Raw genomic sequence first — 22,228 nt, forward strand, 5'->3', positions numbered from 1 at the left:
CCTCTTGCGCGTTTTGCCGAACCCCCTTAGAAGAAGGCCATCCGATGCGGGCGTAGCTCAGGGGTAGAGCACAACCTTGCCAAGGTTGGGGTCGTGGGTTCGAATCCCATCGCCCGCTCCAAATTTTCAAGAAAATTTGAGTGGTATGCATCAAGGTCGCGCAAGCGGCCTTTTTTGCGTTTTGGGCAGTCTCTCTTGTAACACCACCAATGGATGTTACAGGAGAAACATACTGTTTCAGGCAGACCTTTTAAGAAACCTTTTCACGGTCTTTGGCGGCTTTCTGCACCAGTTTGATCCAGTCGTGGCGGCTCTCCACCAGTTCAACCACGCGCTGCTTATGAGCATCCTGCTCGGTCACACTGCTGGTCATGGACGTGTGGTGTACTCGGTATTCTGCCAGTATTTCTGCAACATGCGTGCCCTGTAAGCCAAGTTCTGCAAAAGAACACCACAGGTCATAGTCTTCCCAGCCCATAGCGGACCGGCTGACATAATAGCCTCCTGCCGCAGCCCAGGCCCACTTTGCGACAAGCGCCATGGCATCAATATAGTTGCCGGCCACCAACTGCATGGGGAGGTAGGGCTTATCACCCAACACCTTATGGCGTGTTGGTTCTCCAAACTGTTCCAGAATGGGGTAAGCGTAGGCCGTCATCTCGGTTGTCGCGGCCAGAAGGGATGCACAGGCTTCCGGCAACAGGCGGTTGTCGGCATCCAGCGGCAGGAAAAATGGTGTTTCCGTATTTGTCACGCCGCAGTTTCGTGCGCCTCCCAGACCGGCATTCACCGTTGTTTTGAGCAAAATAAGACGGTTAAAGCGGGCGCTATGCTGCGTCATCCAGGCGGTAATCAGAGCAACGGAATCGTCCGAAGAGCCATCATCCACCACGACCAGATCCAGCACCTCCAGCGTCTGTGCTCTTACGGAATCCAGAGCCTCCAGAATAAAGGTTTCATAATTATAGGACGTGATAATTACGGTGACAGCAGCTTCCTCCAGGTCATCCTGATGGAACAGGATCTCATGCGGAGGGACGTCCGGCAGGCCTTTGCCGCGATAAGCACCACGGGCAATCTGAAGTTCAGAGGCGCGGGCGGCGGCCTGTTCTCCGCCGAGTCCCTCAATAATGCTGTCAAATACCAGAGCCTGACGTTGCGGGCCAAAATACCAGAGAGACCCATGATACGCCGCGTTCGCCATACGGCGACGTAAGTCCGGATTTTCCAGAAGAGTGCGCAGGGCGGTTTCCCATTCTTCCGGCGTGTCCGCCAGAAAACCGCTGACTCCCTCAACAATGCACTGACGGAATGGCGTGGTGGGGGAAACAATGGAGGGAACGCCCGCCAGAGCGGCTTCAAAAAATTTCAGTTCGCTTTTCGCGTTGCAGAACAACGATCCGGTTTCCAGCGGCGCGATGGAAATATCAAATCGGGCCGTCTCTTCCGGGAGGTCAGGCAGAGGCACCATATCCCGCCATTCAATCTGGTCCGCCACCGGGGCCAGTTCCGGGAATTCGTTCATGAGCAGGACGGGGCGGTGATTGCCCAGTTCCCGGAACAGAACGAGGCGGAGGTCGGCCCTTTCCAGCATCAGTTTTGCCAGAATTCCGGCAACGCGGGCAAAATCGCGCTGATGCGTGCGGGAGCCCGTGGCATATCCAATGCGAACAAGACCATCTGACCCGACCCATTGCTTTTTACGCATGGCCATTCGGCTACGGCGTAGAGAGTCTGCATCAAAGGTATTGGGCACAGTATAGGTCAGGGGTTTGTTGATGCGCATGAGCCCCGCGAGTGTATCGGTGGGAGCAAGGCACAGATCGGAGCGCATCATGGTGCGACGCATTTCTGTAAAAACGGTTTCAATGCGCTGTTCTGTCGCACCAATACTGCGAATGCCATCAATAATATCAAACCGCGCCAGATGCGGCAGGAAGGTGATGTCATCGGTATCAAAAATGATATCAGCCCCGTTTTCCCGCGCCAGTTGCAGCAGAATATCGACATGCCCGCTGAACTCCACGCGCCACAAAATGACGATATCAGCCCAGTTCAGATCATCCGGATTGACGTCTGCGCAGGGTTTCCAGCGCGCATCATGTCCAGCCCGCACACAGGCCGCGGCATTCCGAATGCAGCGATACTGCACGCCGGGGGACTCCGGTTCACCAGCAACAAACAGCACCTTGCGGCGCGGGCTGCGCAGTGTGGCGGGCTGGAGTAAAGGCGCATGTGCAACCTGCGGAAGCAGGGAAGCTTTGCTCGCGTCTGCCTTTGTGGCGTCGGTTAGAGCGAATGGTTCAGGCTGATCCGGCGTCACTGGAGGCGGGATAAGAATGTCTGGTTCTGTGAGTGCGGGCGGGGTTGGGAGGTCGGGCACAAAGGGGGCCATGGAGCCGCGTACCATCGTGCGAGCCAGAGAGCGGAGGAAGCCCGCTGGGGTAGAAAGGAAATCACGAAGGGCATTCAGCCCCTCTGTGCGACTTAAGACATCCCGAGAGAATGCAGCCCAAACTTCTGCATTATGATGAAGATGTGAAAGCGCCTGAGAGAGGGATGCTGAGAGAGTTGTATTGGCTTCTGTCAACGCGAGGGCATGTTTGCGCCAAAATGCTCCATACTCGTGCAGGGTAGCATTTTTAGTTTCGAGAAGGTCTCTTTCAGCCTTTAGAGCCGCTTTTTCTTGTTTTGTATTGAAAAACAAGAGGCGTTCTTTGCGCTGTTTTTCTTGAAGAAGACGTATTTTTTCAGTCTGAGCGGCTAGTAAAGCCTTGTTTTCCCAAAATTGTCCGGCTTGGCTAAACCGTTCGCGAAGAAGCGTTTTTTTAAGTAGATCATCTTCTGAGCTGGTATTATTTTTAGTCAATATAAAGCTGACGTCGGCGTTTTGTGGAGGGGCTGTCGCGAGGAGTCCCAGCCCGTCTGCATGAAAAAAACTGAATGTAAAAAAAATCTTTTCAAATTCTGCCCATACCGGCTGTGCGGCAGGGGAGGCGGAGCCTCCCAGCAGCACGAGACTGCCTGCCGGAAGTTTATCCAGCTCTGATTTTAAGCGTTCGGGTGTCAGCCATAAGGGGTTGGCGTAATAATAAAGTACGGAGTCGGCTTCTTTTTCTGGGCAAAAGAGCCGTGTTTCGACCAGGCGGGTCGGAAGGATCTGGCTGTGAAGTGTTTGTTTCAGGGTGTCTCTTACTGAACGACTCGCTCCGATCAGCACCAGAGTTTCCGGGGTCAGAGCACCAAGCAGCCAGATGATGAAAGGCAGATGCCCGCAGCCTCCTGTGTCTCCGTCTGACAGGATAATCTGTGTAAAAAACGGCTCAGACTCCGCTGTACAGAGCGACGTGACAGAGGAGACGGGTTTGCGGAGCGGTGATCTTGATAAAGATGCAGGCATGGGAAAGCAAAAGGTCCTGATTTCAAATCAAGAGGCTATTTTGCCGGGAACTGACTATTTGACAATCTGAAAGCTGATTTTTCTTAATTTAGTACTAATGAGAAAAGCATTAGGTAAGTATCACGTATTCGGTACCTGATCTTTGGTGTCTCTTTTTAGAAGCACTTACAAAAAAAGCATTAAACATTGAGAATACTCACAAGATGCTTGCATGTTCGTATGGGCTTCGCCTAAAACGAAGCCTGACGTTGTTGTGCCGCTGTATGGGTGTGACCCGATCGTGCCTAATAAAGCGGGCTTAGAAAAGGACGGATAAATATGGCGATTATCACCGTTGCCGGTGCGTCAGGAGGGACCGTACAGGTCACTGTTGATGGTGCTATGAACACAGCGTTCGTAGGCCGGACACAGGCTCTTGCGGACCAGCTTTCTGATCAGTTGAATAATCAGGGTACCCTTGATGCCCGTTATTTGAACACTGGCTCAAACAGCAAAGCCTCTGGTTCCAGCAACCAGTCCGGCTATGGCGTTGTTACGGCAGCTGGCTCCTATCAGGTTTCCGGCGATTTCCGCTGGCTGACTGTTGGTTCCAACTCTGCAACGACCGCTCCGAGCACCGCTCTGGACGCTTGGGTCAATCTCGATGCCAGCAAAGTGACTGCAGATTATCTGAGCGTCGTTGCGGGCACCACGCAGGGCGTGTCTTTCCGCGCTGGTTCCAGTGCCGGTCTTTTCGTCGGTGGCTCCGGTGATAACCTGTTCCAGGGCGACTATCTGGATCAGACTCCGGGCGCATGGGATATCCGCACAGGTGATGGCAATGACATCATCAACGGCGGGAATGGTAACGACACCATCTATGCTGGTGCTGGTAACAACACCATCACTCTGGGCACGGGCGTGAACTACGTTCACTCTGATGGTCAGGATACGATTACCGCAACGTCTGGTGTGCAGAGCATCACGCTGAACGGTGGTAACTCCTTCGTTAACGTGGGTGACAACTCTCTGGTTGTTGACGCTGCCGGTAATGAACAGATCACGGTTGGTGGCGCAAGCACCGTAACCGGTGGTTCTGGTGATGCGATCAACATGGCTGGTGCAACCGGCACGGTTGAAGGTGGTCTGGGCAACACCATTTCCGCTGCGCATGGTGATCTTTACACCACGCATACGGATTCGGCGCTTATCAATGTCAGTGGTGCGCTCACCTTCGTTGGTGGCACGGGCGACACGACCATCACTGCTGGTCAGGCAACCATCTTTGGTTCCAACAACCTGAACGCTCACTTTGACGGTACGTCTGCTGCCTCTCTGTTCGTGGCGAACGATGGTAACGAAACGCTGGACGGTGCGTCTTCCGCGTTCGGTATCCAGGCATTCGGCAACGTTGTCGGCACGACGGGCACACAGACGTTCATCGGTGGTTCTGCTTCCGATACGCTGGTTGGCGGTGTTGGCAATGCAACGCTGACGGGTGGTTCTGGTGCAGCAAACGTGTTCGGCTTCCGCGACGGGATTGCTGGCGCTGACTACACCATCACTGACTTCGGTAGCGCTGCTGGCAACTCTGTGCTGCTGGTTGACTATGACTACACGGCGTCTCAGTTCCAGCAGGATGTGCTGGACAAGGCAACGCATAACGGCAGCAACACGACGATCACTCTGTCTGACAACAGCAAGATCACCTTTGTTGATGTTTCTGACCTGACGACGAACCAGTTTAGCGGCCTGAAGTAAAATTCAGCTAAAGACGGTTTGAACGTTAAGGAAACCGGGCCGAAAGGCCCGGTTTTCTTTTGTACAAAATGTTTGTAAAATTTTTCAATTCTTTGTTTTGCTGAAAGAGTGCTGCCTGTGAGTGATTTGACTGACGATTCAGAGAAAATCAGACAGGTTCTGACACAGGCAGAGGCCTTGTCCGCCAGCTATCGTGCCAGCGCCCGTATTCAGGGAATGCGCGTGGATGGTTTGACGCATGAGGCAGCAAGTCTGCGGCACATGCTGGATACACAGCGGCGTACGCTTTCCTGGCGCGTGACGGTTCCTTTGCGTGTTGTCCGGCATTTGATGAAAGGCCAGTTGCCCACAGGGCAAAAAATTCCTGCGGTCTGTCAGCGCGTCAAAGAAATCTATCACGATGAAGGGCTGCATGGGGTTACGCAGCGTATTCAGGCCCGGTTACCGGATACGGTGCTGGGGCGGGTGGCAGCACGATATACTACCTCCAATCGCCAGAAACCGTCATCCGTTCTGGCCGCTGCAGCGCAAACTCCAGCGCCAGATCATGGCGTAAAATTACCTTCCATAACGCCTGCCGAAAGGCAAAAGGCACTTGAGGCTGTGTATGCCAAGCCTCTTGATGCCGAAACACTGCATCAGCTTACACCGCATATTCTGATTATTGCAGAGCTCTCCCTACGGCAGTGCGCGAAGTATCGCGTCTGGCAGAAAGAAGAACAACTGCGGTCTCTGGGCTGGGCCGTGGACGTTGTGGACTGGCGCGATACTGAACAGGCGCTGGCGGCTCTGCAAATCTGCACCGAGGTTATTTTTTATCGGGTTCCCGCTTTTGAATCTGTTGAAATTCTTCTTCATGAAACCCGGCGGCTCGGCCTGTCTCCCTGGTGGGAAGTGGATGACCTGATTTTTTCCGCTGAACTGTATCAGGAGAATGGCAACCTGCAGGCGCTGGATACAGCGGAGCAGAAGCAACTGCTTTTTGGTGTTCAGTTGTTCAGGAAGTGCCTTCTTTCCTGCGATCGCGCCATCGCGTCGACCCGTGTTCTGGCGCAGGCTATGGTTGATGCAGGCATTCCCTCTGCGGTGGTGATTGAAAATGCGCTGGACCAGCAAACCGTAGAGATTGCCCAGAATCTTGCAGAACGTGGTGTGCCTCTCCATGACACCACGCAGGAAATCCGTATTGTCTATGGATCAGGTACCAAGACGCATGATGCGGATTTCCGCATGGCGGCCAATGGAATTCTTGCCGCCATGCAGGCGGACCCACGCCTGACGCTGCACATTATTGGCGATCTGACCCTTCCTGAAAGCTTTCTGGCTGTAAAGGATCGGGTGCAGACCCTCGCCGGGCGTGATTATGCGGCGTATCTGGGACTTCTGGCGCAGGCTGATATTACGATTGCGCCACTTGAGCCCACTATTTTCAATGATGCGAAAAGTAATATCAAATTTCTTGAAGCCGCTATTCTGAAAATCCCCTCTGTGTGCTCCCCGCGGGATGCGTTCCTGCAGGTTATGAGGGATGGCGAAAATGGACTTCTGGCTGAGCAGGATGCGCAGTGGCGGGATGCCATTCTGCGTCTGGCATCAGATCCTGGGTTAAGGGCACGGCTTGGTCAGCAGGCTTACGAGGATGTTCTGGCCCGCTACAGCCCTGACCAGATTGCACAGCAGCAGGTCCTTCCAGCTTTCGGCCAGCCTGTTGATAAACGTTCAAAAACAACCCTGCGCGTGCTTGCCGCCAACGTATATTTCAGTCCGCGTTCCTTTGGTGGCGCCACGTTTGTGGCAGAAGAAATAGTGCGGAGGTTACAGCGTCTGCCGGATGTGGAGGTTGCTGTGATGACTTCCCGCCCGGATCTTAAGGACCGCGGTAACGCCTCTCTTCGTTACAGTGTTGACGGTTGCCCTGTGCTGGGCGTGCGTGTCCCGCCTGATCATGATCGGGTTGGTGGACTTGATAATGCGACGGCCACCGGCCAGTTCCGACAATGGCTTGCCGCCATGAAACCGGATGTTGTGCATTTCCATGCAACCCAAGGGTTAGGACTGGGTTTGTTGAGGGCCTGTATTGAAGCCGGTGTGCCCTATGTGGTGACGCTGCATGATGCCTGGTGGCTCTGTGACCGACAATTTATGGTGAAAGCTGACGGGCACTATTGTTTTCAGGAAAAAATCAATCAGCGTGTGTGCCAGATGTGCGTGCCTGATGCGCGGCACCTGTCAGAACGGGCGGTGATGATGCGGGCAGCACTGGAAGGCGCTGCATTGCTACTTTCCCCCAGCGAGACACACAGGCAACTGTTTATTGCCAATGGCGTTCCCCCGGACCGTATTCTGGTGAATAGAAACGGGTTTGTCTGGCCTGCACAGGCTCGCACGCCGCGTAAACCCGGTAGTCCGCTGCGCTTTGGCTATGTGGGCGGGACAGAAGAAATTAAGGGCTATTCGCTTGTACGACGGGCCTTTCAGGCTCTTTCAGAGGATAAGTGGGAGCTCAAAGTTGTTGATAACAAGCTGAATCTCGGTATTCGTTCGGTTTACACAGAAGCATGGAAAGTAAAGGGAACGGTTACAACGGTTCCGGCGTACGTTCCTGAGAGTATGGATGCGTTTTTCGACGGGATTGATGTGCTGCTCTTCCCGTCTCAGTGGAAAGAAAGCTACGGTTTGACCGTGCGTGAAGCCCTGGCGCGGGATGTTTGGGTGATTTCCACGGCACCTGGAGGGCAGTCAGAAGATATTGTTGACGGGGTGAACGGCACGCTGATTGCTATAGATGGGCGGCCAGACAGTTTGCAAAAAGCCGTTGAGACACTTCTGAAAAATCCTGAGAAACTGACAGGATACGTCAACCCGCTCAAACAGAACCTGGCCACTTTTGAAGAGCAGACAGCCGAGCTGGATGGTGTTTTGCGAGACGTGGTGGCCACAAAAACGGCTAACGCGCAGCGTCTCGCCGACGATCTTTCCGCCATTTCAGCCGATCCAGCTGGTTGAGGAAGCCGTAAAGCGCACGCCCTTTCCATGTCGGGTGAATGTTAAGGGGGCGCGCCGGGTGCTGAGTCAGATAGGTATCAATCCACTCCGGGTTAAAGCCGCTCTCTGCCGCGATCAGCGCACGCCAGTCCGTAAGGTGCGGCACATGGAATGGATTGTCCCGTAAGACTTCCTGCTTGAGAAAAGGCACAGCGCCTGTTTGCACCATCTCCCGCCAGTGCGTGTGCATGGGGTTGGCTGGGAAAAAACGGGCTGCAGGGGCGTTAAGGTCACTCCATGCAGCATGGAGGGGGATGTTCGCAGCCTTCAGGGCAACGGACAGCCCCAGTTCTCCGTGCCAGATGATTTCATCGCGGGACATATCTTGAAAAGGGAGGTGCAAAACCCGCTGCACTGGGGCTGCCTGGAACGCAGCCTGAGAGAGCCCGATAAACCAGGATTGCAGGTGCGGGGTTATGGCGCGTGAGGCAACCAGCCCCCATGCCGGGCGTTGGTTTACTGCCAGTCTTTCCAAAAGAGGGGGGAGGGGAGAGAGTGGGCCGAAGACGCTGTCATTAGCAAAAAGAATGTAAGGAGCGTCCTTAGCGAGCCCTTTTTTCAGAAGAAACTGCCAGGCGCCAAAGTCCAGGCCGCTATTTGGCCTTTTCCATGCATGAATACCATGTGTATTGCAAAAATTATTTGTGTTTTCATGAATAGTCTCTGTGCCAGAGAGAATAATGTGCAGAACAACACCACATTTTAACAGGTTTTTTAGGTAAAAGCGGGTATGAAGAGGAAGATTCCCATCAGGAACATAGCAGGCAAACAGGCAGACTGTCCCTGCGGGCAAAGGGGGAGAGGAAGCCCTTTCGACCTGTTTTTTGGTGATGCCTGCGGGAAAAATCGAAACTGATTGCATTTTTAATTTGGTTTTTTCGGTGAAATATGACTATCAAGCCGCGAGTGTTGCTGGTTATAGTAGCCTAAGAATTGTTACTCACATAGTTCTGTCTGAAGGGGAGTTAAAGTCTCAATGAGCAAGGCCTTTATTGCTGCGGTGATCCAGGACTCGATCAACTGCACCGGCGTTGCCGCCAATCAGGCTGCGAACGACCTTCTGGATGCGATTGTAGAAGAATTGAAGCGTGAAGGTGGGTTCACCCTTCCGTCTTTCGGAACATTTACAGTTCGCAAGACCAAGGCCCGCAAAGCCCTGAATCCGCGGACGGGTGAGCCTGTAAAAGTGAAGGCCGGTAAAACGGTGCGCTTTAAAGCCAGCCCCAATCTGAAAAAAGCGGTCTGATCGTTTTTTACGGAATAAAGTGCAGGCAGTCGTTTTTACTCTGCCTCATACTTTTTGAAACAGTTCTGAGGTTCCCTCAGAACTGTTTTTTTTTGTCTTTTTTCAGGGGCGTGGGGCCGCTCGCATACTGGTCAATCGGGCTTGATATCGTCCAGACGGTCAAGTTTTCGCAGGCCGGGGAAAAGGGCCATCCACAAAGCGGTAATGACCAGCGTGCCAATGCCGCCTACCACTACCGCGGGAACCGCTCCGATGGCGCTGGCCAGCATGCCGCTTTCAAATTCCCCCAGTTGGTTTGATGAGCCAATAAACAACATGTTCACTGCGGAGACGCGCCCGCGCATTTCATCCGGTGTGCCAAGCTGAACCAGTGCGCTCCGCACCATCACGCTGATAACGTCTGCCCCGCCAAGCACGGCCAGAGCGGCAATGGACACCGGAATGGAACGGGAGAAGCCAAAAACAATGGTGGCAATCCCGAAGATCACGACGGAGACAAACATCCACCGCCCTGCATGGCGACCCAATGGGTAACGGGCCAGAATGGTGGCCACCAGCAACGCGCCAATGGCAGGGGCAGCCCGCAGCAATCCGAGCCCCCATGGCCCTGCGTGCAGGATATCTGTGGCAAAGAGCGGCAGCATGGCTGTGGCGCCCCCCAGCAGCACCGCAAACAGATCCAGCGAGAGCGCGCCGAGCATGGTGGGCTTGCGGCGCAGGAAGGAAATACCACCAAAAACAGCCGCCAGCGTTGCGGGCTGCCGGGCACGGGCCGGGAAACGGAATGTCATGCTGGCTGTGGCCAGAGCCGCAATGGCAAAGCCTGTGCCACAGAGCGCGTAACAGACGCCTGCACCCAGCCCATAGAGCAAGCCGCCCAGCGAGGGGCCAGCAATGGAGGCCACCTGAAACAGAGAGGACGAAAGTGCGGCTGCACGCGGGAAGAGGGCCGCAGGCACAAGTGATGGGAGAAAGGTCTGCTGAGCAGGCATTTCAAAAGCCCGGCAGATACCAAACAGCGCTACCAGACCATAAATCATGCTGGGGGCGAGAAAATGCGCAAAGGAAGCAAGCGCCATGAAAGCAGCGGCAAAGGCTTCGATAGCCTGACAGGTGATGACAATGCGCCGCCGATCGTGCTGGTCTGCTGCGTGGCCCGCGGGGAAAATAAAGGCCACCATCGGCAGGAACTGAGCAAGCCCCACAAAGCCGAGTGCCGCTGCACTATGCGTGAGCGCATAAACCTGCCACCCGACAGCAACAGCCTGAACCTGAGAGGAAAATGCCCCCAGTGTGCGGGATGTGAGGGCCGCAGCAAGACCGGGCTGGGACAAAAGAGGCGTGGTGGCTGCCGGATGATCTTCCATGAGACGAGTCATAACAGGCAGCGTAGGCAAAGGCCTATCCCTATGGAGACAGGTTTCTTTTAAATAATACGAGAGCTTTTCAGCCTGCAGCGGTTTGGGAGCACAGCTTTTTGCTGTGACGCCGGGGGCTGATTTTAGAAAATTTGGAAAATGGCTGGGGCGGGAGGATTCGAACCTCCGCATGGCGGAATCAAAATCCGCTGCCTTACCGCTTGGCTACGCCCCAAAAGTGCGGTTGGCTCTTATTAAGGCCAACCAGTAGGTTTCGTAAAGAGTGAGAACGCGCTGTTTTATCTCTCAGAGAGAATTTTCAGGCGTAAGCGGAGAAGGCGGGGCGTCCGGTTCTTCAAAATCGAGATCCGGCAGGCTGCCGTCGCTCAGCTCACTCTCCGCAGGAAACAGCCGGAAACCGGCGGCTTTATTCAGGGCCTGATCGAGTGCGGCCATGGTGCTGCCCATGTCTGCGCTATCGTCTTTTTCCCAGGCGCGGAGGGTATGTGTCCAGATGGCGACCACCATATTGATGCGTACCAGCCCGCCCAGTCCGGCCACATTGATGCCAGCTGCATCGGCCATCCAGCGCATGCTTTCCAGCGTGCCCCCCCCCAGAAGCAGGGCAAGCGGTGGGTCCATCGGGAGGGCGCGCATCACAGCGCGAATACCGCCCCGATACTGCTGGAACACATCCAGACGGCGCATCAGCAGATCGAACAGGCGTTCACGCGAGGAGCCGAAGGTGGTGTTGTCAGCCAGAGCGGACTCGTCCGCCATGCGACCCAGCCGGAGAAGCAGAGAGGCGCGGCAGGGGAAACGCTCGCGCGTCTGCGGGAAAGAAAGTCCAGCAGTCCGGGCTGAATCCAGCAGAGAGACAGACGCCCAGCCTTCGTGCTCTGCCTGTGTCATGGCAGCACTCAGAAGGGCGGCGTCAAAGTCATCATGGTCCATAAGAAGAAGCCTGTTCGGAAAAATAAGAGTGTAAGGCGGCCTGTCTGGTCGCGTGAGTCAGGTTGAAAGCTCTTTGGCGCGTCGGGCGGCCGCGGCCACGGCACGGGGCACAATGGCAGGCCATGCATCCGGCGCCATGAAGACTTTCAGGGCTTCCGCGGTGGTGCCGCCGGGGCTGGTCACGCGGCGGCGTAGTTCCTCGGCATCTGCGGGGGACTGATTGAGTAGCGCACCCGCGCCATAAATGGTCTTGCGTGCCAGAGTGCGGGCCGTCTCGGACGGCAGGCCCTGCTCTACACCGGCTTTTTCCAGCAGTTCGGCCAGTAGGAAAATATAGGCCGGACCGCTGCCGGAAATGGCAGTCACGGAATCAATCAGCTCTTCACGCTCGACCCAAACCGTGTCTCCCACGGCCTGAAGCAGAGCATCACACTGTACTTTCTGTGTGTCTGTTGCGTGTGGCGGGGCATAGAGCCCGCTCATACCGGCCCCGATGGCGCAGGGGGTGTTGGGCATGGCCCGGATCATTACCGGCTGGGCCTGCGGGTTGCCTTGTTTGTAGCGTTCCGTCAGGCTTTCCACCGTGCGACCTGCCATGACGGACAGCAGGCAGGCATTGGGAAAGCGCTGCGCCAGAGCCTCCAGCACCGGGTCTGCCTTCTGGGGTTTGACGGCCAGAATAATGACATCCGGCTGAAAATCTGTCGGGACATCCTCCAGCGCAGGAGCCAGTTTATGGGGTGCGGGCAGGGCGCGGTCATGCCGGTCCAGCACAACGGAGGGTTTCAGGCCGTGAGCAAGCCAGCCTTCCAGCATGGAGCCGCCCATCTGTCCGCAGCCGACCAACAGGACGGAAGGGAGCGGTGAGGTATGATCAGTCATTATGCTTCTCCCTGACAGTCCAGCATGGCAACGGCCAGAGCGTCTGCCGGGCTTTGGCCGCCCCACAGGAAAAACTGAAAGGCCGGGTAAAAGCGCTCACACTCTGTCAGAGCGATATCGATCATGTCTTCAAACACTTCGACAGAGATGCTGGTGCCGCGCAGCAGCAGCGCGTGGCGGAACAGCAGGACGCCGTCTTCCTGATCAAGACTGAAATGGCCAATCCACATCCGCTCGTTGGCCATGCCGATCAGTTCATACAGCGTACGCTGCTGGGGCTGGGGCTGGGGGGCCTTGAGGTCAAACGCACAGGTGAAGTGCATCGCCCCCAGTTCTGCCGACCATGAGAAGAACATCCCGTAATCGCACCACTTGCCGGGGGCTTCCACGGCCATTTCGGTTGCGTTGCAGCGTTCAAAATTCCACCCGTGTCCACAAATGACCTGTTCCATCAGATCCAGCGGATTAACGGGAGGAGAGGGGGTATTTGTGCTTAACGCGGGCATGGCTCACTCTCGGCTGCAAGGTGATGCGGAAAAACGCTGCGCTCAGGATGTATGGTGCGTGTGGCTGCCGTGGCTTTTCTGCTCCAGTGCTTCCACACGGGCTTCCAGTGCAGCCAGACGGCGTTCTGCCTCTTCCTGCCCGATGCGCGCGCGGGCAGCGAGTTCACGCACCACTTCAAATTCTTCACGCCGGACAACCTGCAGGCTGGTCAGCACTTCATCCACGCGGCTGCGCACAATGGCGTTAAGCTCTTCTTTCGCGCCGGTCAGGGCTGAAAAAGCACCGCCGGCTACACCAGCAAGATCATCAAAAAAACGCGGTTTGTCAGACATTGCCGGTTCTCCACTTAAACAGTTAAGTCTTCTCCCTTAGGCTTATAGTCAGTCTGCGGGCATGAGGCTATCGCTTCTTTAGAAATGTCTGGACAGCGTTTGTCTGGTGGGTGCGCAGCCCACTCCTGCCTGTGTTGTCCATTGACCCTGCCCCGGCGCGTTCCCATTATCAGAATAAGATATTGAAACCATTATCAGGCCGGTCCGGACAGGAGGCGGTCTGCACAGTATTAAGTGGAGAGACAAGCTCTATGGACAACATGACGGCGGAGGCATTTCTCAAACCCCGCCTTGCGGCTCTGGTGAGTGAGGCAGACAAAGCCGGATACAGTCAGGATGTGACAGTTGCGCTGCTGATCAGCCTGCTGGACACCATGAATTTTGGCGCTGATCCTAATCCCCCTTCAGATCAGGGAGGTGCGGCATGAGTGTGCGTGATCCTTATGAGGTTCTGGGGGTTTCCAAAACCGCCAGTCAGGATGACATCCGCAAGGCCTATCGGAACCTTGCCAAGAAATATCACCCTGACCTGAACCCCGGTGACAAGGTTGCCGAAGAACAGTTTAAAGCCATCGGGCAGGCGAATGATCTGCTTTCCGACACGGAGAAGCGGGCGCGGTTTGACCGGGGCGAAATTGATGCAGCCGGGCAGGAACGTCATCCCGGATTTGGTGGCGGCGGTGGCGGTTACGGAAATTATGGAGCAGGCCCGGGCGGCTTCCGGTATGCGGGCGGGCAGGGCCAACCCTTTAGCGAGGAAGATCTGGGTGATCTGTTCAGCGGCATGTTCACGGGTCGCGGCCGGCGTTCTGCCGGACCGCGCAAAGGGGCTGATCGCTCTTATTCCCTGAAGGTCAGTTTTCTGGACTCGGTCACGGGTGGGAAATCCCGCATCACGTTGCCGGAAGGGGCAACGCTGGATGTGCGAATCCCGCCGGGGATTGAAGATGGCCAGACCCTGCGTCTGCGTGGCAAAGGCAGCCCCGGTGTGCAGGGTGGCCCGGATGGGGATGCGCTGATTACCGTGAACGTTCAGCCGGACGCGACTTATACGCGTGATGGGTTCGATCTGACCGAGACCCTGCCGGTGGACCTGAAAACAGCGGTGCTGGGTGGCCCGATTACGGTGCCGACCCCGACCGGGCCTGTAAAAATGAACGTGCCGCCGCAGTCTGACAGTGGCACCAAGTTGCGGTTACGGGGCAAGGGTGTGCAAGCCCATGGCTCGCGTGAAGCCGGGAATCTTTACGTGACGCTGCAAATCAAAATTGGGAAGCCAGACGCCGCGCTGGAAGACTTCCTGAAAAACTGGACGCCTGACAGCGCGTCCTGAGGCCGTATGGGCTGCCTGCGCCTGAACCGCAATGTGAGCGGACAGGTGCAGGAGCCGCCCCGGCCTCGTTTGGGGCTTAGTCTTTTTTAGTTATCCCGATACAGCGGCAGGTCCAGCTTATGGGTGCCCTCCCCTGTAATCTGAAGCTGAGCGCTATTTTCTGAAACAAGTTTGAATGTCACGGTCAGGTCATCCTGCTTGCCGGCCCATGCGGTGCCGGAAGTGCGGGAGAGGCTAAAGTGATCCTGCCCGACAATTTTCTTCAGGGAGTCAGGCAGCGTGACAAGCAGGCGCTCTGCCGGGCCGCTTGCCTTGTTTGTGGCAACCGTAATCGGGTCCATCGCCATAATGGCCCACTGTCCGGCAAAAACAGACGTCTCGTAATGTGCCTGTGTGGTCGGGGCCTGTGTGGTGGGCTTTGCAGCCTGTGCGGGGAGCGGCAGGGCAATGGCCAGACCGAGCGGGATAAGGGCAGAGGCAAAAATCGGCTTCATGGCGAGCACTCCTGAAAACAGATCTTTTCATGTGCCTGTCTACAGGCTTTCCGTCCACCCCGGCCGGGGAATGTGACCGGGTTTATTTAGGACCCAGACTTGACGAAGAGCTCTTTCAGACCCAGATAAGTAGGAGTTACAAATCTGCATTGCAAAAACGGAAGGGGTTTCGCCATGTCAGGAACAGATTCATCACACGATGCATCCGTGATCTCACAGACTCATGCCCCTGATACAGGTTTGCAGGCAGAGCATGATGTGGTGGGGCCGGAAGCTCATGCCGTGATGGCGGACCCGGTTCTGCCCGTCACGCCCGCTCCTGTGCCCTCAGCCCCTCCGCCGCCGGAAGGCGTTGCCGTTAAGGAAGTCTTCCAGATGGTAGGAGCGATGGTGTTTGTGTTCTGCTTTGCGGCTCTTGGCTTTAACGCCATGTATCACGCAGGGTATTAAGCCCGCAGGCCTCCGGCCTATTCGTGCCGGAGGGTGACAACCAGCACGTCACGATAGGCCGGGTGGGTCGGGTCAACCGGCTGCACCGGTGTCACACCATGGTAAACGCGGCTGTCATTTACCAGCGCCGTATCCATAGGGTCTGTCAGCGTAAAGCTGCCGACCGGCTGGCGGTTAAGGTCATGAATGGTCGTTTCACCGCGGGCGATATTTTCCCGGCGCACCATCATCACACAGACCCAGTCCACGCCATCCCGATGCAAACCTTCAGGCGTGGGGCGTCCGGCTGAGTCCGGACTCGCTTCAATCCGGAACTGATGCACTTCCGCATGCCAGGCCACCGGGCGCTGAGCCTGCGGGGTCAGATCATCCGCAATATGCCGGGTCAGTCGCAGCACCGCCAGCAGAGCCGGGTGGTTTTCCATGACGGGGGTGAGGGGCTTGAACCAGCGTTCAATCCCGCCATTGAGCGTGTTGTAATCCCGGCTCTGATAATGCGGCTGATGCGGCTTTCTGAGAATCTGCTCTTCCGTCAGGGTGAAGGTCGCATGGCGGCGGCGGCGGTAACGGCCGCCATCCGCCATATAGCGATCAACCCCCAGATGGTTCCAGCTTTCTGCAAACTCCTCCCATCGCTCCATCCCGAATTGCTCCAGAAGCGGGCGGATGGCGGCGGCCTGCTCATAGGCAAAGCCGTCCTGGCCCAGCGGCGCTTCAAGGGCTTCCAGCGGTTTTAAGGCCGCTGGCGGGAGAGAATGCGGGAGGGTGTCAGGCATGGGGTGGACCTTCTCCAAAAGCAGCAGCAGGGGAGCTTTCATCTTCAGGCTTTTGCAGGCCTGTGTCAGATTTTTCTGCGGCTTCAATGGCCTTTTTTTCTTCAGCGGAGGGCTGAGGCACAGGCTCAGGAGCAGCAGGCTTAGGCTGTTGCGCATGGGCTGCGGTCGGCGTCAGGGCATCTGGCACATCGTCCACGGCCAGATGCATGCTGTTGCCGGGTGGCGTGGTGTAATAGGACGTCGGTGTATAGAATTTCACCCCGGCCTCGACCATCAGGTTGGCCAGACGGCGGTAGAATTCACGCTGGACTTTCCACTTCATCATCGGAGCGGTTTTGATCGCTCCTACCAGTACAGCGCCGTTGCTGTCCGTCTTATCCACGCCAAGGTCTGCATAATCCGAGAAGATCATGTGGCTGAAGGCGTCTTCCGTGCGCATCTGGGCGACAACGCTGGCCATCAGCTTGGCGACTTTGACGGAGTCTTCGCTCAGATCCAGCACCTGTTTGACGATAATCTGGTTGAAGCCACGGCCTGTGTTGGCAATGGATGTCACGGAAGAAAACGGGATGATGTGCAGGTCACCATCAATGGAGCGCACACGCAGGGTACGGATGGACAGATGTTCCACCGTGCCGGAAACGCCCCCGGTGGTCACCCAGTCACCTACCTGAATGGCATCTTCCGCCAGCATGAAGAAGCCGGTGATCACGTCCTTCACCAGACTCTGGGAACCGAAGGACAGACCCACACCCATGATTCCCGCACCCGTCAGCAACGGCGTAACGTTAATGCCAATCTGCGAGAGGGTGGTGACCGAAACCACGATGATGATGATGGCCAGCAGCACGGTACGGATAATAGGCAGCACCGTGCGCAGACGTGTGGCGCGGGATGCCTGAGAGGACGATGTGTAGCGGTCGATCTGCTTGTTCAGCAGGCCATTGATGACTTCCCACGCCAGAGCAGCAATGGTTGCTCCGATGGCCAGACTGAGAGCCGCCCCGACCAGACGTGAGCCCAGAGGGGAATGGAAGAAGAACTGGAAGCTCGGCAGCCCCCAGCTCTGCGCGATGATCACGCAGGTCATGAACACAATGACAATGGTCAGCACACGGCGCACGAACGGGTAGTAATAGTCCGCCCGTTTCTGCAGGCCGGGATATTCTGCCTCAACCGTATCACTAATCCGGAACAGACGGTCCTGCATGCCATAGGCCAGCACAGCCACCAGACGGGACAGCACCAGAAAGGCAAAGGTCAGGCCCGTGCCGCGCAGAATCCATTGATACCCACCCTTGAGGTGCGCTGCCCAGACGAACCACAGTGCAATATCCAGAAACAGGACCGGAATCCACCAGAAGCGCGCGATGGTGCCAACAAAGGCCCAGAAGGCTTTCTTGCGCATGTTGTCGGAGGGTTGCAGCGCATTGGCAACAATATGGCGAACCCGCCAGATGAACGCGGCAATAATCAGATGCTGGATCAGTACCACTGCACGGAGCATCGCTTCCGTGCCACGAGGGGCCAGATTGAACTCGCTTCCCAGTGTGGACAGACAGATGACCAGCGAGGGTGCTGCCACCAGTACGTTCCACCAGCGGGTGAGCATCCGCGCCGTATCATCTTTGGCCGGAGCCAGACGAATAGCCGGGGAACGGGGAGCCAGAGCTGTTTCAACCAGCAGATACAGGCAGCGGGCTACCACATAGGCGTTGGTCAGCGTGATGGTGACGGTGCTGGCCTGCTGGGTGGTGGTCAGGAATTCCGCTCCAAGATAGCCCAGACCAAGGAAAACCGCGACGGGCAGCAGCTTGAGCAGGAAATGCAGCACATTGTACGGAACACGGATGAGGTAACGCATCACCTCATTACGGCGGCGCTGGTCATCGGCGCGGGTTTTGGTGTTGTCACCATCCGGGGTGGAGGTGGCAGCCTGCACATTTTCCACCGCAACGGCGGCTTCCTGCTTCCGCTCACGCGTTTCGGCATGCTCAGTCACAGAGTTCAGTGGCTTTTTGAGAAGCAGGCTTGTTGCCCGTTCCAGAGCAAGAGCCACCAGCATGATGATCAGGGCGCGGCTGAACGCATCAATCAGGGTCTGACGAGACTGCGGATTGCTGATTTGCTGATGGAACCACGTGCCGACTGACCGCAGATCCTTGAACAGTGCCGTAAAGTTCTGCGTGTAACCCCGCATGGCAGCCGTCAGACCGTCCAGTTCGGAGTTGACGTCACTGTCAATCACAGCGGTGGGATTGTCTTTTTTGGCGGCAGGCGCTGCGGCGGGCTGGGCAACAGGCAGGCCTTTGGCCATGAGCGTCAGGGTATTGGTGAAATCCTGCCGCTTTTTGGGATCATTCAGAACGCTGAGAAGCTGTTCTGCATCCTGACGGCTGAGGTTCCCTGTGGAGGCTGTTGCTGCCGGAGCTGCGGCAGGAGCCGTATCAGCTGCCAGAGCCTGGCTGCTCAGCCGGGGCGCAATTCCGAAAACCAGAAGGCAGACAAAGCAGAGCCCGAGGGCAAATCTGGCTAGAGAAAAAGGTGGAGAAGCCGTGAGGGCTCGGGTCGTGCTCTGGTGCAGGCTCTCTGCCGCCATAACGTGCCGTATCCTTGTTTGAAACTATCGATCAGGAAAGGGGCACATTACGGCCCCGTGCGTAAAGAGAGGGTAAGGGGCAAATCTGGCGGTAACAAGGTGCTCAGCTGAAGGCCTGATGTGCCGCCAGATGGAGGAATTACATCCGGCGGTCGAATGTGACGATCTGGCTGTTTTCAGCCCGGAGGACCAGTGTCCCGGCAATCAGATCATGCAGCCCCTGCTTCTGGCGCGTGAAGGCGACCATCAGCACCCCAATGTGGAAGAAGGGGAAGGAGATAAACGCTTTGATCAGGAACCGCACTGTGGCCCGGGCAATGGAAATGCGCTCGCCCTGCAGGGTCGTCACTTCCAGCTGACACAGGCGCTTGCCCGGTGTGGCGCGGAAGCGGGAGGATTCAAACAGAATGAAATACAGGGCAGGCAGAAGAGCCATAAAGAGCCATGCCAGATGCCAGCTGCCGATCTGAACGTGCGGGATGAACACGGAAATGGTGTCGGGCTGCACCCGCTGCGCAATATCCACCACATCGACGGTCTGGCCGGAACTGTCGGGGATGGGCAATTCTTCCCACTGAACCTTGAAGTCCGGTAGGATGAAGTATCCCAGCACGGCATCAAGCGTGGTGAGAATGATGCTGTCGATGAGAAATGCCCAGACACGCCACCAGAACCCGGCATAAATCCAGACAGGCTGGCGACCGTTCCCTTGAGGGAAGCCAGCCCCGTTTTGTGCGCCAGACGGTTGCCCCCAGCCGGGAGGAAAAGCGGAAGAAGACATCAGGCCTGTTCCTTAAAGCGCGATAAAGCGCGGTCAGCTCCGGTAGGATCCGTTGATATCAATATAGCCGTGGGTCAGGTCACAGCTCCAGGCGCGGGCTTTGCCATCGCCAAGGCCGAGATCCACGTCAATGTCGATTTCATGGCCCTTCATATGGGCCACAACGGGCGTCTCATCATAACCGGGCACAACCGTGCCTTCACGCGCGATGCAGACACCGCCGATGGAGACGGACAGCGTATCGCGGTCTGCGGGTTCCCCACATTTACCAACGGCCATCACAACGCGGCCCCAGTTGGCGTCTTCCCCGGCGACGGCGGTTTTCACCAGCGGAGAATTGCCAATGGCCATAGCGACGCGCCAGGCGGAGTCATCAGAAACGGCACCGGTTACGGTGATAGTCATGAGCTTGGTCGCTCCCTCGCCATCACGAATGACGAGCTGGGCCAGATCATGCAGCACAGCCTGCAGGGCTTCCCGGAAGTCCGTCAGGGCAGCAGCGTTGGCTTGTGTGCTGGCGGAAAGCTCATCATTGCCAGCAGCACCCGTGGCAAACAGCAGCACCATGTCGGAGGTGGAAGTATCCGAATCAACCGTGATGCAGTTGAAGGTCGTTTTGACACCTTCGGACAGCAGGGCCTGCAGAACAGGGGCAGGGAGAGCGGCATCAGTAGCGACAAAGGCCAGCATGGTGGCCATATCGGGCGCAACCATGCCGCTGCCTTTGGCGATGCCCTGAATAATGACGTCTGTGCCGTTCAGTTTTGCTGTGCGCACAGCAGCCTTGGGGAAGGTATCCGTGGTCATGATGCCACGGGCGGCGGCTTCCCATCCTGTTTCAGCAAGCGCGTCATGCAGAGCCGGGAGGGCGGCTGTCATGCGGTCGTGCGGCAGAATTTCGCCAATAACGCCGGTGGAGGCCAGATACACAGCCTGCGGCGTGCAGCCGGCAAGCTGGGCGGCGGCCTCAGCCGTGGCCTTACAGGTTTCACGGCCAGCGCGGCCGGTAAAGACATTGGCGTTCCCCGCATTGACCACGAGGGCGCGGGCTTCCCCTGTGGGGAGGATGTCGCGGCACCAGTCAACCGGTGCGCCGGGGCATTTGGAACGGGTAAAGACACCGGCCACCGTAGTGCCCGGTGCAAATTCGGCCAGAACAAGATCTGTCCGGCCTTTGTAACGAATGCCAGCTTCAGCTGCGCCAAGGCGCACCCCGCGCACCTCCTTCAGTTCCGGGAGAGGCCGAGCGAGGGGGGAGACGGGGAGAGCGTGCGCCATAACGCGAAGTCCTTGGAAGCGGCAAACCCCGCCAGCAGGCTGGCGGGGCAGGTCAGTCTGGAGTGAAAATTATTTTTTTGCAGGAGCGGCGGCAGGAGCCGGAGCATCCGGCAGCGGCTTGCCTGTGGTGGGGTCAAAACGCACGATCTTGACGCCTGCTGTTGCTTTGGCGACGGCTTCACGCACGTATTTCTGAATCAGAGCCTGACGGATCTTGCCCTTGACGGAATCCAGAGACGGGATCGGGTCCGTACGGGTGTCGAGCACCTGAATGACGTGGAAGCCATACTGGCTCTTGACCGGGGTGCTGCTGATCTCGCCCTTCTTCATGGCGAAAGCGGCATCGGAGAACGCCGGGATCATGTCTTCTTTCTTGAACCAGCCGAGGTCGCCGCCATTCTGCTTGGCGCTGCCCGTATCGGTGGATACCTGAGCTGCCAGCTTGGCGAAGTCTTCGCCCGCCTTCAGCTTCTTGATGACGTCCTGCGCTTCGGCTTCCGTCTTCACCAGAATATGGCGGGCATGCACTTCCTGCTCCGGCGGCTTGCCAGCGTAGTTCTGCTGGTAGTTGGCCTGAATTTCAGCATCGGTCAGGTGCGGCATGACTTCGCGGGAGAGCCAGGCGTTCTGCAGTGCGTTGGCGGCAGCGGCATCCATCATCTTTTTGACTTCAGCAGATTTGTCCAGGCCATCCTTGTGGGCAGCAATCTGAATGGCTTTCTGGTCTGCCAGCTGGTTGATCAGCATCGGGTAGATCACATTGGGGGGCAGCTGGCGCATCTGGTCGGGCATGTTGCCCACGGCGTCCTGCACGTCCGCAATCGTAATTTTCTCACCGTTGACTGTCGCGACAACCGCTTTGGGATCTGCCGGGGGTGCTGCGGGAGCTGATGCCTGCGGAGCAGGCGCTGCTGCCGGAGCCGGAGCAGCAAAGGAGGGTGCAGAAAGAACGGCTGAGGCAATCAGGGCCGTGGCTGCAAGAGCTGAGGCCTTGGTGGAAAAACGCATGAGGACAAACCTTAAACAAAGGAAAATTGCTCAATCATCTATGAA

Annotated in this window: 19 protein-coding genes and 2 tRNA genes; 7 read left to right on the forward strand and 14 right to left on the reverse strand. The window is 56.9% G+C overall.

All coding sequences use genetic code 11. From position 1 onward, the window contains the following. Positions 1–46 precede the first annotated feature (46 nt). Positions 47–121 (forward strand) — tRNA-Gly (locus HK23_RS08535). Positions 122–250: 129 nt separating this feature from the next. Here the strand turns inward: HK23_RS08535 and HK23_RS08540 are convergent. After that, complete coding sequence (locus HK23_RS08540) at positions 251–2,410, reverse strand: glycosyltransferase (RefSeq protein WP_256940119.1); 2,160 nt, start codon at positions 2,408–2,410, stop codon at positions 251–253. A 1,308-nt stretch (positions 2,411–3,718) separates the two neighbouring features. Between HK23_RS08540 and HK23_RS08545 the strand changes: the two genes are divergently transcribed. Next, a complete protein-coding gene (locus tag HK23_RS08545; protein WP_086653631.1) occupies positions 3,719–5,140 on the forward strand; it encodes a beta strand repeat-containing protein in 1,422 nt (473 codons plus the stop codon). A 216-nt stretch (positions 5,141–5,356) separates the two neighbouring features. Continuing rightward, complete coding sequence (locus HK23_RS08550; protein WP_373270318.1) at positions 5,357–8,146, forward strand: glycosyltransferase; 2,790 nt, start codon at positions 5,357–5,359, stop codon at positions 8,144–8,146. Here the strand turns inward: HK23_RS08550 and HK23_RS14945 are convergent. Then, positions 8,088–8,507, reverse strand: coding sequence for a hypothetical protein (locus HK23_RS14945; RefSeq protein WP_179193851.1), 420 nt, complete (start codon positions 8,505–8,507; stop codon positions 8,088–8,090). The genes HK23_RS08550 and HK23_RS14945 overlap by 59 nt on opposite strands. 654 nt (positions 8,508–9,161) lie before the next feature. On the opposite strand from HK23_RS14945, the gene HK23_RS08560 reads away from it, so the two are divergent. Further along, a complete protein-coding gene (locus HK23_RS08560) occupies positions 9,162–9,431 on the forward strand; it encodes an HU family DNA-binding protein (protein WP_025826565.1) in 270 nt (89 codons plus the stop codon). A gap of 131 nt (positions 9,432–9,562) precedes the next feature. On the opposite strand, the gene HK23_RS08565 is transcribed toward HK23_RS08560, so the two are convergent. The 6 genes from HK23_RS08565 to HK23_RS08590 form a co-directional block, all read right to left on the reverse strand. Beyond that, positions 9,563–10,810, reverse strand: a complete 1,248-nt coding sequence (locus tag HK23_RS08565) for an MFS transporter (protein WP_086653683.1) — start codon at positions 10,808–10,810, stop codon at positions 9,563–9,565. A gap of 139 nt (positions 10,811–10,949) precedes the next feature. After that, a tRNA-Gln gene (locus HK23_RS08570) sits at positions 10,950–11,024 on the reverse strand. 71 nt (positions 11,025–11,095) lie between these two features. Beyond that, on the reverse strand, positions 11,096–11,743 hold the full coding sequence (locus tag HK23_RS08575; protein ID WP_086653632.1) for a TetR family transcriptional regulator: 648 nt from the start codon (positions 11,741–11,743) through the stop codon (positions 11,096–11,098). Positions 11,744–11,800: 57 nt separating this feature from the next. Beyond that, complete coding sequence (gene proC / locus HK23_RS08580) at positions 11,801–12,625, reverse strand: pyrroline-5-carboxylate reductase (protein ID WP_086653633.1); 825 nt, start codon at positions 12,623–12,625, stop codon at positions 11,801–11,803. Then, positions 12,625–13,131 (reverse strand): type III secretion system chaperone family protein, encoded by a 507-nt coding sequence (locus HK23_RS08585; RefSeq protein WP_086653634.1) that lies wholly within the window; start codon positions 13,129–13,131, stop codon positions 12,625–12,627. Before HK23_RS08585 ends, proC begins: the two co-directional genes overlap by 1 nt. A 42-nt stretch (positions 13,132–13,173) precedes the next feature. Beyond that, the gene (locus HK23_RS08590; protein ID WP_063907262.1) at positions 13,174–13,464 is read right to left on the reverse strand and encodes an accessory factor UbiK family protein; all 291 of its coding nucleotides are present in this window, start codon (positions 13,462–13,464) and stop codon (positions 13,174–13,176) included. 251 nt (positions 13,465–13,715) lie between these two features. On the opposite strand from HK23_RS08590, the gene HK23_RS14550 reads away from it, so the two are divergent. Next, on the forward strand, positions 13,716–13,892 hold the full coding sequence (locus HK23_RS14550) for a hypothetical protein (protein WP_179193852.1): 177 nt from the start codon (positions 13,716–13,718) through the stop codon (positions 13,890–13,892). After that, on the forward strand, positions 13,889–14,797 hold the full coding sequence (locus tag HK23_RS08595) for a DnaJ C-terminal domain-containing protein (protein WP_086653635.1): 909 nt from the start codon (positions 13,889–13,891) through the stop codon (positions 14,795–14,797). Before HK23_RS14550 ends, HK23_RS08595 begins: the two co-directional genes overlap by 4 nt. 86 nt (positions 14,798–14,883) lie before the next feature. Here HK23_RS08595 and HK23_RS08600 read toward each other — a convergent pair whose 3' ends face one another. Beyond that, entirely contained in the window at positions 14,884–15,291 is a 408-nt protein-coding gene (locus HK23_RS08600) for a hypothetical protein (RefSeq protein ID WP_086653636.1), read from the reverse strand. Positions 15,292–15,465: 174 nt separating this feature from the next. Here HK23_RS08600 and HK23_RS08605 point away from each other — a divergent pair, with 174 nt between their 5' ends. Beyond that, entirely contained in the window at positions 15,466–15,741 is a 276-nt protein-coding gene (locus tag HK23_RS08605) for a hypothetical protein (RefSeq protein WP_143217526.1), read from the forward strand. 17 nt (positions 15,742–15,758) lie between these two features. On the opposite strand, the gene HK23_RS08610 is transcribed toward HK23_RS08605, so the two are convergent. From HK23_RS08610 to HK23_RS08630, 5 genes are all read right to left on the reverse strand, one after another. Then, entirely contained in the window at positions 15,759–16,517 is a 759-nt protein-coding gene (locus HK23_RS08610) for a 2OG-Fe dioxygenase family protein (RefSeq protein ID WP_086653684.1), read from the reverse strand. Further along, positions 16,510–19,116, reverse strand: a complete 2,607-nt coding sequence (locus HK23_RS08615; protein WP_086653638.1) for a mechanosensitive ion channel domain-containing protein — start codon at positions 19,114–19,116, stop codon at positions 16,510–16,512. The genes HK23_RS08610 and HK23_RS08615 overlap by 8 nt, the downstream gene beginning before the upstream one ends. Positions 19,117–19,255: 139 nt before the next feature. After that, a complete protein-coding gene (locus HK23_RS08620) occupies positions 19,256–19,897 on the reverse strand; it encodes an RDD family protein (protein WP_086653639.1) in 642 nt (213 codons plus the stop codon). A gap of 33 nt (positions 19,898–19,930) precedes the next feature. Continuing rightward, positions 19,931–21,175: a bifunctional glutamate N-acetyltransferase/amino-acid acetyltransferase ArgJ gene (gene argJ, locus HK23_RS08625; protein WP_086653640.1), complete on the reverse strand. Its 1,245-nt coding sequence runs from the start codon at positions 21,173–21,175 to the stop codon at positions 19,931–19,933. 69 nt (positions 21,176–21,244) lie between these two features. Next, entirely contained in the window at positions 21,245–22,183 is a 939-nt protein-coding gene (locus tag HK23_RS08630) for a peptidylprolyl isomerase (RefSeq protein WP_086653641.1), read from the reverse strand. Positions 22,184–22,228 lie beyond the last annotated feature (45 nt).

Origin of the sequence: Acetobacter malorum (assembly GCF_002153605.1) — a bacterium.
GTDB lineage: Bacteria > Pseudomonadota > Alphaproteobacteria > Acetobacterales > Acetobacteraceae > Acetobacter > Acetobacter malorum_A.